This window comes from Sneathiella sp. (genome assembly GCF_041689005.1).
Classification (GTDB): domain Bacteria; phylum Pseudomonadota; class Alphaproteobacteria; order Sneathiellales; family Sneathiellaceae; genus Sneathiella.
In genome coordinates this window covers 11,856-26,890 of the sequence record NZ_JBDNHC010000078.1, presented here as the reverse complement: position 1 = coordinate 26,890, position 15,035 = coordinate 11,856, and the positions used below count along the sequence as shown (strand labels likewise).

Below are 15,035 nucleotides of genomic sequence, written 5' to 3'. Positions count from 1 at the left end.
CCCTAGTTTTTCCGGGACTCCTGTCCGGCGAGGGTGATGATATCCTCCGCCCGCAGATTGGCAGGGGTCCCGGGCTTAAAGAAATCCTGTGCGCGCTTGGCGTGAAAAATCGCCTTTTGCATATTCCCCTCCAGTAAGGAGCGTTCCGCGCTGGCAAGGGATAACATACCCGTATCCCCCTTGCGGCCATAGGCCGTAGCCAGTTGATCCCAGGTGCTGCCATTATCGGGATCATAGGAAAGGCTGTCATTGAGGACGGCAATCGCCATTTCCGTATCCGCCGGTTGTCCGGTGGCATTGAGGACCGTTCCATAAAGCGTCAGGATAAGCGGTTCATCCGGCGCGAGCTTGACCGCCGTTTCAAGTGGTTTCACGGCATCTGAGATATTGCCGTTCTCATACAGCGCCTGACCTTTCAGCTCATAGAAATACGGGTCCGTCGGTTCTTCGGCGATCAGGCTGTTGATCTCGGCAAGCGCCTTGTCAAGATCAGGAAAGCGGAAATACCCGATGGCCCGGGCATAGCGCGCGTAGAGGCTCTTGTCGGTGAGCGGGTATTCGCGCAACGTTTTCGCCAGTGGGTTGGTAAAGCCATAGAGCTTCGCCTGCATACGTTTCAGCTCATCCATATCCTTGGGCGAGGGGGGGGTATCCTTATAGGGAGAGGCATCGACCCGCTGCTGCAGGGCCGCAACCCGGTCACTGGAGACGGGATGACTGCGGTAATACGAGGAAATCGTGCTATAGGGCGTATACTCCCCGGCGCCGACGATATTAAGGAATTCAACCATGCCCCGGCCCGACTGGTGGGTCCGGTCGAGATAGGTTATTGCCGCCTGATCCGCCGAGGATTCCTGCGTCCGGCTATACTCCAGATAGGATTTGGTCGCCGCATCGCCTGAACCCATCATAACCGCCGCCCCGGCGTTGCCGCCGCCGGCCGCCGCAGCCGCCGCCCCGAGAAGCAGACCAAGGATTGATTTGATATTGGCATTTTTCAGCGCATCCTGTGCCCGCGCCAGATGGCCACCGGCAATATGACCGGTTTCATGGGCGATCACGCCTTTCAACTGACCGGGTGTCTCAACCCGTTCCAGCAGGCCGGTAAACAGGAACAATCGTTGCCCGCCGGCGACAAAAGCATTCAAATCACGGCTATTGATGATATAAATGGTGACAGCGTCGCCGTTCAGTCCGGCCGCATTGAACAGAGGACTTGCGTATGAACGAAGGGTGTGTTCAATTTCGGCGTCACGTATGAAGGACGGGCCCGTCTGTTTTGCATAGGCTCCGTACGTGGAAAAAAATAGGACAAGGAATATGGAAACCGGCGTTACTATGCGTTTTATCAAAAAAAACATCCTTTCATCACCCTCCCCCCAAAGTAGGAACAGTTCTATCGCGCGTCAATGGGTGGTTCGACTGGTCACGCTTTTAGTTATTCCATCATTCTTACTGTCGGCCTGTGGTGGACCCTCAATTCCGCTCGGCAAGGTTGGCAATATCGAGGGGGCCCTTGGTGGTGTCGCCTCGGATGAGCCGCGGGCCACCCTGGTCGCGGAGGATATCCTGTCCGCTGGCGGAACGGCGGCCGACGCGGCTGTTGCCCTTTATTTCACGCTCGCTGCGACCTACCCGGTGGCAGCATCGCTGGGCGGCGGCGGGGAATGCGTTGTCTACGACAACAAGACCAACAAGCTCGAGAACCTCCAGTTCCCCAATATGGCACCGGAGGGCGGCGGTGATATCGCCATTCCGGGCAATATTCGTGGTATGGCGGCACTCCAGGCCCGCTACGGCCTGCTGGACTGGTCGTCCGTTCTCGCCCCGGCAGAAAACATCGCCCGCTTCGGCGAGCCGCTGTCGCGTGCGCAATATATGGCAATGGCGCTCAACGAGGACAAGCTCTCGCTCGACTATGCCTTGAACAACATGTTCAAGGATAATGACGGTAATTTTGTGGCGGAAGGGACAAAAATCCGCCAGGTGCGCCTTGCCAGCCTGCTCACCTCGCTGCGCTCTGAAGGCGGCGCCTCCTTCTATAGCGGCAACTGGGCCCGCACCTTCATTGAGGATAGCGGCAATGCGGGCGGTAACATCTCGCTGCTTGACCTGATCAACTATAAGCCAGTCTGGCACGAGGCCCAGACCTTCCGGGTCGACACCAATATGGTGGGTGTGTCTGTGGATGCCGACGGCGATACCTACGCAAAGCTCTGGAAAAGCCTGTTTGAAGGCAAGGGATTTTTAGGCAGGGATGTCACCATCCCACAGATTGACATTGCCAACGCAACGGCGGATGTGTTTAAAAATTTCAGTACCATTTCCCCGTTTATCAGCCGCGGTACGACCTCCTTTGTGACCGCAGACAGCCGCGGCAATGCCGTGGCCTGTGTCGTCGGGCTTAAGAAGGCTTTTGGCGCGGGAAAGATCGGGAATATCACGGGTATCATCATGGCCCCGAACATCCCCCAACAGCAGGGTGAGTTCCTGACGTCGCCGATGCTGGTCGTCAACCTGCCTAACAAGAACTTCTATTACGGCAGCGCCGCCACCGGCGGGGCGGCGGCAACGCCCGCCTCGATCACCACCGCCCTGAATGTCTTCGCCCGCGACGCCCCCCTTGACACCGCGATCGAGGCGCCGCGGCTGTTCACCATGGGCCGGTTTTTGCCGCTCCTGTATGAATCGGCCATGCCGGGGGACGATGTCGCCAGGCTCAGCGAGAGCTACCCGATCCTGGTAGAAGTCGATCGCCTCGCGGTGGTCAACGCCATTCATTGTCGCAACGGAAAGTCGGAAAATTGCATTTCCCGCCATGACCCGCGCGGCTATGGCCTGTCGATGATTGAGAACTAACGCCTACAAAAGCAGGAATTCACCTATGAGCAGGTCGCCCGGGCGCGAAATAAGCCCCTTTATCGCCATGGAAGTGCTAAAGGCCGCCAATCTTCGGGAGCAGGCGGGCGGGGCCGTTTATCATATGGAAGTCGGGCAACCGGCAACCTCGGCGCCGCCAAAAGTGATCGCGGCGGCGATGCAGGCACTGAAGGATCAGCAGATCGGCTACACGGACGCTCTTGGGATAGCGCCGCTCCGGGTTGCCATTGCCGCTCATTACGCCCGGTTTTATGGTGTTGATATCTCGCCCGCGCGCGTGATCGTGACCACCGGGTCCTCTGGCGGGTTCCTGCTCTCCTTCCTCAGCGCCTTCGAAAAGGGTGACCGGGTCGTCCTCGCCGAGCCCGGCTATCCGGCCTATCGTAATATCCTGACCTCGCTTGATCTTGAACCGGTTGGGCTGCCTTGTCATGATGAGACAAATTTTCAGCCGACACCAGCGCTGTTAGACGCCCTTGACGGGCCGCTGCACGGCTTGCTGGTTGCCAGCCCGTCCAATCCGACAGGAACCATGCTTACCCGAACGGAACTCGCCGCTCTTGTCGAGTATTGCCGCGTGAGAAAGATGACGTTCATCTCTGACGAGATCTATCACGGTATCTGCTACGGCGAGCCTGCGACATCGGCGCTTGAGCTGACCGACGATGCGATCATCATCAATTCCTTCTCAAAATTCTTTTCAATGACCGGCTGGCGGCTTGGCTGGATGATCGTGCCTGAGCGTCAGGTCGCCGTGATCGAGAAACTTGCCCAGAATCTGTTTATCTCGCCGCCCGCACTCAGCCAGTATGCGGCCGTCGCCGCCTTCGATGGCATGGCGGAACTTGAGGGCTATGTCGAGGATTACGCGCGCAATCGCGATATCCTGCTGCGGGAATTTCCAAAGCTCGGGCTGACAAAGCTCGCCGCCGCTGACGGGGCCTTCTATATCTATGCGGATGTCCACGAATTCACTAATGATTCAGTGGCATTTTGCAAAAAAATGCTTGCCGAAACAGGCGTGGCGGCAACGCCGGGCGTGGATTTCGATCCCCATCGGGGCCATGGCTATGTCCGGTTTTCCTTCGCCGGATCGACGACCAGCATCACACAAGCGATTACCGCCCTGAAGACATGGCCGGGATTAAAAAAGGGAGCTGAATAGCTCCCTTTTTCGGTGTCATCTTATAGAGCCTGATCAGCCGCGTCGCCACCAGCCGCTACGCTTCGGTTTGGGCTTTTCGTCTGCGGCTGGCGCCGGATCTTCTTTTTCATCCGTCGTTGAGGCCTGTACTGGCATTTCAACCTGTTGCTCCGCAACGATTGCCGTCGGCTCAGTTGTTATAGGTGCCGGGGGCGTATCAGTCCCGTCAGAATCCGTGTCAGTTTTCTTAGGCGCGGCTCTACGACGTCGGGGACGCACCTTTTTGGTATCGTCTGCATCGGTCCGGTCGGCCGCAACCGCGGCCTCCGGTGCGGCAGGTGCATCCTCTGCCGTTTCAGTTGCTGCTGTTTCCGGGACCGCCGCCTCGGATGTATCTGTCGCAACCGCCTTTTTCCGCCGTGGGCGACGAGCCGGTTTCTTTTCGGCCTCTTCTTCTGGTGCTGTCGGGGCCTCCGCGTCCACGGCTACTTCTGCCGATGTGGTGATCGGAATCTCTACCGTCTCAGAAGGCTCCGATACTGCGGGAGCGGGGGTATCTGCAGAGTCTGTCGCAGTTTCTGTTGCACTATCTGTGCCCGTCTCCTCTGAGGAGGCCGGACGAGACCGCCGCCGTCCGCCGCGTTTACCGCGCCGTCGCCGCCGGGGCTCACCATTTTCATCCTCGTCGTCGCTGCTGGAGGAGGAGGTCGCTTCCGCCACCTGTTCTTCGCCACCGGTTTGCGCCGCCGCAACTGCATTTTCATCACGTGGCTTGCGCCGCCGCCGCCGCCGCCGCCGTTTCGGGGCACCGCTATCGTCCTCGTTGCTGTCGTTGGTTGTGGTCTCTTCTTCGTCGTCGTCCGTGTCGACGTCTATGGCCTCATCGGCGTCATTCATCTCGTAGGGTGTCGATGTTGTATCGCGCACCACCGGGGTGAGGTCGCCGGGTTTACCTTTTTCACGCTCGATCTCGTGATCATTGAGATTGGTTGTTGGATCGGCAAGGATCAGGATCGTCATGCCGTAGAGATTTTCCAGTTCCTGGATAACCGCGCGTTTCTGGTTGAGCAGATAGATCGCCACGTCCGTATGCACGGTTGCGGTAATCTTGGCGCTACGTTCGCGGACGCCTTCCTCTTCCAGGGTGCGGATGATGAGAAGGGCGGTCGATTCAATCGAACGAACAAAACCGGAGCCGCCGCAGGTATGGCAGACATTGGTGCTGGTCTCAAGGAAGCTCGGCCGCAGACGCTGCCGCGACATCTCCATCAGGCCGAAGGGGCTGATGCGGCCCACCTGGATACGGGCGCGATCGGATTTAAGGCAATCCTTCACCCGCCGCTCAACCGCCTTATTATTGCGGTTGTCGTCCATGTCGATAAAGTCGATGACGATCAGGCCGGCAAGATCCCGCAGGCGCAATTGCCGGGCGATTTCCTCCGCTGCCTCAAGATTGGTCTTGGTCGCCGTATCCTCGATGTTGCGCTCGCGCGTTGCCTTGCCCGAGTTCACGTCGATGGAAACAAGCGCCTCCGTCGGGTTGATAACTATATAGCCGCCGGATTTCAAATGCACTTCCGGATGATACATGGAGGCGAACTGCTGCTCGACCTGGAACCGGTGGAAAAGCGGGATCTTGTCCTTATAGGGCTGTACCTTCTTGGCATGGCTCGGCATCAGCTTGCGCATGAATTCCTTGGCCACGCGATAGCCCTCATCGCCCTCGATCAAAATCTCGCTGACATCCTTGGTATAGAGATCGCGGATACAGCGTTTGATCAGGTTCGCCTCTTCATATACGCAGAAGGGGGCGATAGATTTCAGGGTGAGTTCGCGGATGTCGTCCCAGACCCGCATCAGGAATTCATAATCGCGCTTGATCTCGACCTTGGTCCGGCTGAGACCGGCGGTGCGAATGATGACGCCAATTCCGTCCGGCACATCCAACTCGGTTGCGATTTTCTTGAGTCGCTTGCGGTCAGCCGGGTTGCTGATCTTGCGGCTGATCCCGCCGCCACGACCGGTGTTCGGCATCAGAACGCTATAACGTCCTGGAAGCGAAATATAGGTTGTCAGCGCGGCGCCCTTGTTGCCGCGTTCTTCCTTCACCACCTGGATCAGAAGGATCTGGCGGCGATTGATGACTTCCTGAATTTTATAGTTGCGGCGGGTAGGGGCCTGACGGCGGGGCTCGACATCATCCTCACCGCCGAGATTCTCGACATAATCGTTATCGTCGTCTTGGCCGACCACTTCGAGACCGCCGGGGACGTCGTCCTCATCGTCAATGAGGCGGTCATCATCGTCATGAGCGTCTTCCGGGGACCTGTCCGACATGGCCTCGGCTGTGTCTGGTTGTTCCGCTTCCTTGCCATTTGTGCCTTGTGCGGATTTGGCGTCATCCTCGGCTTCTTCCTCGGCATGGGCGGCGCGCTCGGCGGCCGCCTCCTGCTCAAGCAGGACTTCGCGGTCGGAAACCGGAACCTGATAATAGTCGGGATGGATTTCGCTAAAGGGCAGAAAGCCGTGCCGGTTACCGCCATATTCGACGAAAGCCGCCTGTAAGGACGGCTCAACCCGGGTAACTTTCGCTAAATAGATATTGCCCTTAAGCTGTTTTCTTGAGGCCGTCTCGTAATCAAACTCTTCGAGACGGGTACCTTTCACTATTACGACGCGTGTCTCTTCATCATGAGACGCGTCGATCAGCATACGCGTAGCCATATATTAGCTCCGTGACTGGATACTCTCCCTTATGAGTAAGAAAATATCAGCCTGTTTCTATGGAAACCGTCGGCGCCTCACAATCTTTAAAAAAAAGACATACCATGACCAAATTTTATCGGTATGGTTTTCTAGCTGCCGGAACCCGTCATCAACATTGACGATAGGAACGGTCTCTGTTTCAAATTCTTTCCCTGCATTGTCTTAAGCGCTGCTGCCTGACGCTCCGGGGATTGAATTTTGGTTCAATGCCTGCAAAAGCTGTCGGAAACGGCGCCGCCCGGTCTCCATACTGGAAATTTAGGGGCTGACCACAGAAACTCACACCATAATAATAGCTTCTTTAAGGGGCACATACCAAACGAATAATGACGGCAGAGTAAAAAATATTGGCAACAAGCCCGGTCGCGGATTGATTACGCGGCCCTAAACCGTTAGTTTGGGCCGGATAAGCTCCCGGTAGCCGAGCAGGGAAGTACGACTTTAAATTTTCGTAAAGCCGGATATGGATATGTTTAATCGCTTTTTCCGATGTGTTTTATTGACAACGCTGTTGTGCATGGTTTCCATTGCCCCCGGTTTCGCGGCAAAATCGCCGGTCATTGATGTTACGTCTGTCCGCCTTGGCCTGCATAAGGACAAAACGCGCTTCGTGCTGGAAATGAGCGAGAAGCCGGACGTCAGTGTTTTTCTGCTGGCGGAGCCGTACCGGATTGTCATCGACCTGCCGGAACTGAACTGGCAGGCGGACGACAGCGCCCCGCGGCAAAAAGGAGTTATCCAGAATTACCGGTATGGGCTGTTTAAGAAGCATACCTCGCGGGTGGTGCTGGACGTTGACGGTCCTGTTCGGATCCTGCGCAGCGTTATTCTACCACCGGCGGCGGGCAAGCCGTATCGCTTCTTCATCGACATTCAGCGAACCGACCAGGCGAGCTTCATGACGGCGGTGCGGGAACGGCGCAAGGAAGCCCTCGCCAAAGAAGTCGCGATGGCCCCGCAGCCCCCGGTACAGACCCCTTCCGGTAAAAAGCATATCGTTATTATCGACGCCGGGCACGGGGGCATTGATCCCGGGGCGATTGGCCAGAGCGGCGTGTTTGAAAAAATCATAACGCTCGGCGTTGCGCAGAAGCTGAACGGTATTCTCGCCAAAAATCCCGCCTATCACCCGATCATGACCCGCAATGACGACACCTTTCTCAGCCTGCGTGAGCGGGTTGCCGTTGCGCGCGGGGCCGGAGCGGACTTGTTTATCTCCATCCATGCCGATTCGATCAGTCGTCCGGATTTCAGGGGGGCGACCGTCTATACCCTATCCGAAACCGCGTCCGACGATGAGGCCGCCGAAATTGCCCATACCGCCAACCGTTCGGACCTGATCGGTGGCGTCGATTTGAGTGCTCAGGATGATACGGTCCAGGGCATCCTCATTGACCTTGCCCAGCGCGAGACGATGAATTTCTCGGTCAAGGTTGCCGAGATGATCATTCCCGAAATTGCAAAGTCGGGCATGAAAACACGCGGTCGATCCCATCGCTTTGCCGGTTTCCGGGTTCTGAAGGCGCCCGATGTTCCCTCGGTCCTCGTCGAGCTTGGATATCTGTCCAACCGGGAGGACGAGAAAATCCTGAAATCACAGAACGGCCAGACCCGGCTTGCCCAAGCCATAGCCAACGCCATTGCCGGCTATTTCGATGCCGTCGATCCGTGAAGACGGTATAAAATTTTCGTTTTCGCTGGGTGCCATCGTATTTTCGGCAGAAAAGTTGTATTGTCGCGCTATATTCTGTAACTGATAATTTTTTCCTGAGAATTTTGCCTGTATGAGTCGCTTTTTGAAATTTCTGCTGTTCTCCGTCGCCCTGTTGGCGTTTTTTGGCCTTCTTGCCGCCGGCGCAATCGGATACGGCTTTTATCATTTCGGCAAGGGCTTGCCGAAATACGAGCAGCTTGCCAGCTATGAGCCGCCGGTGATGACGCGTGTTCACGCGGCGGATGGCAGTCTGATTGCCGAATATGCGCGGCAGCGGCGCCTGTTCGTGCCGATCGACGCCATCCCGCCGATTGTTCGTGAGGCCTTTATTGCCGCAGAGGACCAGAATTACTACAGTCATCCAGGGATCGATTTCCAGGGCATTATCCGTGCGGCGGCGACCAACCTGAAAAATCTCGGGCAGGGACGACGGCTTGTCGGCGCCTCGACAATCACCCAGCAGGTCGCGAAAAACATGCTGCTGACCAATGAGGTATCCTACGAACGCAAAGCGAAGGAGGCCTTGCTCGCGCTTCGGATCAACCGGGCGCTCACAAAGGACCAGGTGCTGGAGCTGTATCTTAATGAAATCTACCTCGGTCACCGGGCTTACGGGGTCGCTGCCGCGGCGCTGTATTATTTCGATAAGCCGCTCAACCGCCTGACGATTGCCGAGGCGGCCTATCTCGGTGCGCTACCCAAGGCTCCCAACAACTATAATCCCTTTACCCATCCTGACCGGGCCGTCGGCCGTCGGAACTGGGTGATTGGTCGCATGCTGGAAGAGGGGTATATTACGCCGGAGCAGGCGGAACAGGCGACCTTGTCGCCGCTGCTGGCCGAAGAAGGCGGGGATGCCCAGGTGATCAACGCGGAATGGTTCGTCGAACAGGTCCGCCGCGAGCTCTACGACCTGTATGGGGAAACCGCGCTCTATGATGGTGGCCTCTCGGTCCGGATGACGATGCAGACCTCGCTGCAAAAACTTGGTGAGAAAATGCTGCGGGCCGGATTGCGCGACTATGATCGCCGGCATGGCTGGCGCGGCGCGTTCTCAAACATCGAGGTCGGCGAAGACTGGACCGTCAAGCTCGCCCAGTTCCCACGGCCCAAAGGCCTTGGCGACTGGAGACTTGCCATCGTGCTCAAGCTGGATAAGAACACAGCCGACGTCGGGTTTTCCGACACCACGACCGGGGAGATCCCCCTTGCAGAACTTAGCTGGGCGCGCAAACTGATAGATGTCGATGATAAGGGGCCAAAGATCGAAAAGCCTGCCGATGTGCTGACCGTGGGAGATATTGTCGCCGTTGCGCCGCGTGATAAGGATGATGCCCCCAAGAACAGCTACAGTCTGGAACAGATTCCGGAAATATCCGGCGGGCTTGTCGCCATGGACCCGCATACCGGGCGGATTTTGGCTCTCGTCGGCGGCTGGAGCGCCGAAGCCTCGGAATTCAACCGTGCGGTTCAGGCCTACCGACAGCCCGGATCGGCCTTCAAGCCCTTCGTTTATGCCGCCGCACTTGATCACGGTTTCACCCCGGCGGACAAGATCATGGACGGCCCATTCGTGCTAACCCAGGCCAACGGTGATCGCTGGAAACCATCAAACTATTCGAACCGCTTTTACGGGCCGAGCACCTTGCGTCTCGGGATCGAGAAATCCCGCAACCTGATGACGGTTCGGCTTGCCCGTGCCATCGGCATGGCGGCGGTTGCTGATTACGCCAAGCGCTTCGGTATCAATAACAACCTGATGCAGACATTGTCCATGGCTCTCGGTGCCGGGGAGACGACATTGCTTAAGCTGACCACCGCCTATGCGGAACTGGTCAATGGCGGTAAGCAAGTAACGCCGACGTTGATCGATCGTGTTCAGGATAGGCGTGGGAAAACCATCTACCGCCATGATGAACGATCCTGCCCGGACTGTAACGTGGCGGAGTGGGAGGAACAGGCGGAGCCCGAGCTTCCCGATACGCGCAAGCAGATCCTGCCGGCCACGACCGCCTACCAGGTGGTCTCGATGCTGGAAGGCGTGGTTGAGCGCGGCACCGGCCGCTCGGTCAGTGTCATCAATAAGCCGCTTGGCGGGAAGACCGGTACGACAAATGACAGCCAGGATACTTGGTTTCTTGGCTTCTCGCCTGATCTTGCCGTCGGGGTCTATGTCGGCTTTGACACTCCGCGCAGCATGGGAAAGCATGAGCAAGGCGCCTCCGCCGCGGCGCCGATCTTCCGCGATTTCATGGCCGTGGCCCTGAAGGACAAGCCAGCAACCCCGTTCCGTGTACCCGAAGGCATTCGACTGGTGCGAATCAACGGCCAGACCGGCGAGCCTGCCCAGCGCGGCGACAGGAACGTCATACTGGAGGCCTTCAAAACCTCCACTGACCGATTATCTCAAAGAGATGTGCTTGACGGGTCCGACGAGGGTTTTTCCACCATACCCACGGACAGCCCGCAAAAGGCGATCCGATCCGGCACTGGCGGTCTTTACTGATCCGCAAAACCAGACTATTTTCCGCCAGTAATTTTATGATGAGTGGAGTGTTACATGCGTGCAGAACAACAGTCGATGGTCGATGAAATCCAGCAGGGTATGGCCTTGCTGAGGAGGTATCTTTGACTGGGAAAATGCAACCCGGCGGCTTGAGGAATTAAACGCCCTCGTCGAGGATCCGGATCTGTGGAATGACGCAGCCAAGGCGCAGAATTTAATGCGCGAGCGGACAACGCTTGAAAATGCCCTCAACGGCTATAACCGGATCGATCAAGAGCTCAAAGATAATATCGAGCTGATCGGCATGGCCGAGGACGAAGACGATGAGGAGACGATGCAGGAGGCCGAAAAAGCGCTTGGTATCCTGCTTGCCGATGTTAACCGGCGGCGGCTTGAAAGCATGCTTTCCGGTGAGGTTGATGCCAATGACTGTTATCTGGAAATCCATTCCGGTGCCGGCGGCACGGAATCACAGGACTGGACCCAGATGCTGCTGCGCATGTATATGCGCTGGGCCGACCAGCATGGCCATAAAGTTAAGGTGCTGGAGGAAAGCGCCGGGGAAGAGGCGGGGATCAAGTCCGTCACTATCGAGATTTCCGGCACGAACGCCTATGGCTGGCTGAAAACCGAAAGCGGCGTGCACCGGCTGGTGCGGATATCGCCGTTCGATTCCAATGCCCGCCGTCATACCAGCTTTTCCTCTGTCGGCGTCTATCCGGTGATCGATGATGATATCGAGGTGGAAATAGAGGAGAAGGACCTGCGCATTGACACCTATCGTGCCTCAGGCGCGGGCGGACAGCATGTCAACCGCACGGAATCCGCGATCCGGATCACCCATATCCCGACTAATGTCGTTGTTCAGTGCCAGAATGACCGCTCCCAGCATAAAAACCGGGCTGAGGCAATGAAGATGCTGAAATCACGGCTGTATGAGCGGGAATTGAAAATCCGTGAGGCCGAGGCGCAGGAAACCCGTGATGGTCAAACGGATATCGGCTGGGGCCACCAGATCCGCTCCTATGTCCTGCATCCCTACCAGATGGTCAAGGATACCCGAACCGGGGTGGAAAAAGGCAACGCTCAAGGCGTTCTCGATGGGGATCTAGACGATTATCTCGCCGCTGCTCTGGCGCAGAAAATCGGTGGGGAGGAAGCTGCCTGATCGGCGCTTCCCGCAGCCACCGGATGCCAGAACCGGTCAGGCAGTAGCGCGGGCGACCTGTTTGTCGTCGAACACTTCTTGCAACTCGCCAGTTTCGAACATCTCGCGGATGATATCACAGCCGCCGACAAATTCGCCCTTCACATAAAGCTGCGGAATAGTCGGCCATTGGCTATATTCCTTGATGCCTTCGCGAATGCCGGGATCGCTCAACACGTCAACGCTTTTGAACTTGATCCCCATATGCGAGAGAATCTGGACCACCGTTGCCGAAAATCCGCATTGCGGAAAAACGGCGGAGCCCTTCATAAACAGTACCACGTCACTCCCGGAAACTTCTTGGGAAATACGGTCTTTTGTTACCTGATCAAGCATTTATCGATCCTTCTTCATGTAAAAAATAAAATCAGCTTTCGGGCACCGAGGTTTGCAGGGCGAGGGCATGGAGGGCATCGCCCATATTCCCTTTCAGCGCCTCATACACCATCTGATGCTGGCGGACCCGTGGCAACCCGGCAAAGCTTTTTGATTCCACCATCGCCGCATAATGATCGCCATCCCCGCGCAAATCGGTGATTTCCACCTTCGCATCCGGAATACCTTCCCGGATCAGACGTTCAATTTCACTTGCATCCATTGCCATGGATAAAACTCCTATTCGTTACCGGGGCGCGTCATTAACCGGGGCAACCAGCCCGCATGTACCTGTCGCAGGCTGTCTACTGATATGGTGAGGGCACCCGTAATTTTCAATTCAGTATGACCGATCGTTCCAATAATGTGTAGGGGAATATCATCGGCGAGCGCAAATCCCCTGACCATCTCAATATTCTCCGGTCGGATGGTGGCAAGATAACAGCCCTGGTCCTCGGCAAACAAGGCTGCGTGAAGCGGCAGTTCTGTTTCCAGCTTGATATCCGCGCCGATATTCCCGGCAATCGCCATTTCGGCAAGCGCGACCCCAAGCCCGCCATCGGAGAGGTCATGGGCGGCCGTAATCAGGCCCTTGCCGATCATTTCGCGTAAATAATCGCCATGCAAGCGTTCCGCCGCGAGGTCAACGCGTGGCGGTGCCCCCTCTTCGCGGCCCTCGATCTCACGCAGGTAAATTGACTGGCCCATCTCACCGGTGAGCGTGCCGATCAGCAGGACAATGTCGCCCGCCTCTTTAAAGGCGAGGGTCGTCATCCGGTCAAGGTTCGACAGCAGCCCGACGCCGCCGATGGCCGGGGTCGGATGAATGCCGGTGCCGTTGGTCTCGTTATAGAGCGAAACATTCCCGGAAACGACTGGAAAATCAAGAACAGTGCAGGCATCGCGCATACCGTCGATACAGCCAACGAATTGGCCCATGATCTCCGGCCGCTCGGGGTTGCCAAAATTCATGCAGTCGGTGATGGCGAGTGGCTGGGCGCCGGTTGCCGTGATATTCCGCCAGGCTTCGGCCACGGCCTGTGCGCCCCCGGTTTCCGGGTCGGCATAGCAGTAGCGCGGTGTGCAATCGGTGGTGATGGCCAGCGCCTTGCCGGTGCCGTGGATACGGACAACCGCCGCATCGCCGCCCGGCCGCTGGATCGTATCGCCCATGACCATATGGTCATATTGTTCCCAGATCCACTTGCGGCTGGCAATCTCCGACGAGCCCATCAGCTTTAACAGCACCTCACCAAGATCGGCGGGCGCCGCAACGTCCTCTGCCCGGATGACCGGTGACAGCCGTGTTTTCTGCCACGGCCGGTCATATTCAGGCGCCGCGTCGGCCAGCGGGGCGACGGGCAGGTCAGCGACGGTCTTGCCATGCATCGTCAGCACCATACGGCCGCTGTCGGTGACCTTGCCGATAACCGAAAAATCGAGCTCCCATTTCGTGAAAATCCGGCGCGCTTCTTCCTCGCGGCCCGGTTTCAGGACCATCAGCATTCGCTCCTGGCTCTCGGACAACATAATTTCATAAGGTGTCATGCCTTCTTCGCGCATCGGCACCAGATCGAGGTTAAGCTCAATCCCGACGCCGCCCTTGTCCGCCATCTCGAACGATGACGAGGTCAGGCCAGCCGCGCCCATATCCTGAATAGCGACAATGGCATCGGTCGCCATCAGCTCAAGACAAGCCTCCAGCAGAAGCTTCTCCGTGAACGGATCACCAACCTGTACAGTTGGGCGCTTTTCTTCGCTGTCATCGTCAAACTGGGCGGAGGCCATGGTGGCGCCATGAATACCGTCGCGCCCAGTCTTGGAGCCGACATAGACAACCGGATTACCGATCCCGGCAGCGGCGGAATAGAAGATGTTATCCGCCTCGGCAAGGCCGACCGTCATCGCATTGACAAGGATATTGCCATCATAGGAGGCGTGGAAATTTGTCTCCCCGCCGACCGTCGGGACGCCCATGCAGTTGCCGTAGCCACCAATCCCGGAGACCACACCGGCAAGCAAATGCCCGGTTTTAGGATGATCGGGGCGGCCGAAGCGGAGTGCGTTCATGTTGGCAATCGGGCGCGCGCCCATGGTGAACACATCGCGCATGATGCCGCCGACGCCGGTCGCGGCGCCCTGATAGGGCTCAATGAAGGACGGATGGTTATGGCTTTCCATCTTGAAGATGGCCGCCTGACCGTCGCCGATATCGATGACCCCGGCATTCTCGCCAGGACCGCAGATCACCCAGGGGGCCTCGGTCGGTAGGGTCTTGAGCCATTTTTTTGATGATTTATAGGAACAATGCTCGCTCCACATCACCGAGAAGATGCCGAGCTCGGTCAGGTTAGGCGCTCGCCCGAGGATTGTCAGAACCTCGCCATACTCACCCTCGGTCAGGCCATGCTCGGCAACGATTTCTTTGCTAATTTCAGACATA

10 protein-coding genes are annotated in these 15,035 nt (G+C 57.4%); 5 read left to right on the top strand and 5 right to left on the bottom strand.

Annotated elements, in window-relative coordinates; all coding sequences use genetic code 11:
• Positions 1 to 2 precede the first annotated feature (2 nt).
• Positions 3 to 1,352 carry a M48 family metalloprotease gene (locus tag ACESNI_RS09810; protein ID WP_373086413.1) on the bottom strand — a complete coding sequence of 450 codons (1,350 nt, stop codon included), beginning with the start codon at positions 1,350 to 1,352 and terminating at the stop codon, positions 3 to 5.
• A 61-nt stretch (positions 1,353 to 1,413) separates the two neighbouring features.
• Between ACESNI_RS09810 and ACESNI_RS09805 the strand changes: the two genes are divergently transcribed.
• Complete coding sequence (locus ACESNI_RS09805) at positions 1,414 to 2,859, top strand: gamma-glutamyltransferase (protein ID WP_373086412.1); 1,446 nt, start codon at positions 1,414 to 1,416, stop codon at positions 2,857 to 2,859.
• 25 nt (positions 2,860 to 2,884) lie between these two features.
• Positions 2,885 to 4,045 (top strand): pyridoxal phosphate-dependent aminotransferase, encoded by a 1,161-nt coding sequence (locus ACESNI_RS09800; RefSeq protein ID WP_373086410.1) that lies wholly within the window; start codon positions 2,885 to 2,887, stop codon positions 4,043 to 4,045.
• 33 nt (positions 4,046 to 4,078) lie between these two features.
• Here ACESNI_RS09800 and ACESNI_RS09795 read toward each other — a convergent pair whose 3' ends face one another.
• Complete coding sequence (locus ACESNI_RS09795) at positions 4,079 to 6,748, bottom strand: Rne/Rng family ribonuclease (RefSeq protein ID WP_373086409.1); 2,670 nt, start codon at positions 6,746 to 6,748, stop codon at positions 4,079 to 4,081.
• Positions 6,749 to 7,259: 511 nt separating this feature from the next.
• On the opposite strand from ACESNI_RS09795, the gene ACESNI_RS09790 reads away from it, so the two are divergent.
• The 3 genes from ACESNI_RS09790 to prfB all read left to right on the top strand — a co-directional run bounded on the left by ACESNI_RS09790 (position 7,260) and on the right by prfB (position 12,178).
• Positions 7,260 to 8,462 carry an N-acetylmuramoyl-L-alanine amidase gene (locus tag ACESNI_RS09790; protein WP_373086407.1) on the top strand — a complete coding sequence of 401 codons (1,203 nt, stop codon included), beginning with the start codon at positions 7,260 to 7,262 and terminating at the stop codon, positions 8,460 to 8,462.
• 112 nt (positions 8,463 to 8,574) lie between these two features.
• The gene (locus ACESNI_RS09785; RefSeq protein WP_373086406.1) at positions 8,575 to 11,010 is read left to right on the top strand and encodes a penicillin-binding protein 1A; all 2,436 of its coding nucleotides are present in this window, start codon (positions 8,575 to 8,577) and stop codon (positions 11,008 to 11,010) included.
• 54 nt (positions 11,011 to 11,064) lie between these two features.
• A protein-coding gene (prfB, locus tag ACESNI_RS09780) for a peptide chain release factor 2 (RefSeq protein WP_373086405.1) occupies positions 11,065 to 12,178 on the top strand; the annotation gives its coding sequence in 2 pieces (ribosomal slippage) (positions 11,065 to 11,133 and positions 11,135 to 12,178; 1,113 coding nt in all).
• Between the two features lie 36 nt (positions 12,179 to 12,214).
• Here prfB and grxD read toward each other — a convergent pair.
• The 3 genes from grxD to purL are packed head-to-tail and all read right to left on the bottom strand — an operon-like array spanning position 12,215 to position 15,034.
• A complete protein-coding gene (gene grxD, locus ACESNI_RS09775; RefSeq protein WP_373086404.1) occupies positions 12,215 to 12,553 on the bottom strand; it encodes a Grx4 family monothiol glutaredoxin in 339 nt (112 codons plus the stop codon).
• A 31-nt stretch (positions 12,554 to 12,584) separates the two neighbouring features.
• Complete coding sequence (locus ACESNI_RS09770) at positions 12,585 to 12,821, bottom strand: BolA/IbaG family iron-sulfur metabolism protein (RefSeq protein ID WP_373086403.1); 237 nt, start codon at positions 12,819 to 12,821, stop codon at positions 12,585 to 12,587.
• An 11-nt stretch (positions 12,822 to 12,832) separates the two neighbouring features.
• On the bottom strand, positions 12,833 to 15,034 hold the full coding sequence (purL, locus tag ACESNI_RS09765) for a phosphoribosylformylglycinamidine synthase subunit PurL (protein ID WP_373086402.1): 2,202 nt from the start codon (positions 15,032 to 15,034) through the stop codon (positions 12,833 to 12,835).
• Position 15,035 lies beyond the last annotated feature (1 nt).

Excerpts from the sequence above, each read along its gene's own strand:
- ACESNI_RS09800 (WP_373086410.1), top strand. The coding sequence starts at position 2,885 with ATGAGCAGGTCGCCCGGGCGCGAAATAAGCCCCTTTATCGCCATGGAA.
- ACESNI_RS09795 (WP_373086409.1), bottom strand. The coding sequence starts at position 6,748 with ATGGCTACGCGTATGCTGATCGACGCGTCTCATGATGAAGAGACACGC.
- ACESNI_RS09790 (WP_373086407.1), top strand. The coding sequence starts at position 7,260 with ATGTTTAATCGCTTTTTCCGATGTGTTTTATTGACAACGCTGTTGTGC.
- ACESNI_RS09785 (WP_373086406.1), top strand. The coding sequence starts at position 8,575 with ATGAGTCGCTTTTTGAAATTTCTGCTGTTCTCCGTCGCCCTGTTGGCG.
- grxD (WP_373086404.1), bottom strand. The coding sequence starts at position 12,553 with ATGCTTGATCAGGTAACAAAAGACCGTATTTCCCAAGAAGTTTCCGGG.
- ACESNI_RS09770 (WP_373086403.1), bottom strand. The coding sequence starts at position 12,821 with ATGGCAATGGATGCAAGTGAAATTGAACGTCTGATCCGGGAAGGTATT.
- purL (WP_373086402.1), bottom strand. The coding sequence starts at position 15,034 with ATGTCTGAAATTAGCAAAGAAATCGTTGCCGAGCATGGCCTGACCGAG.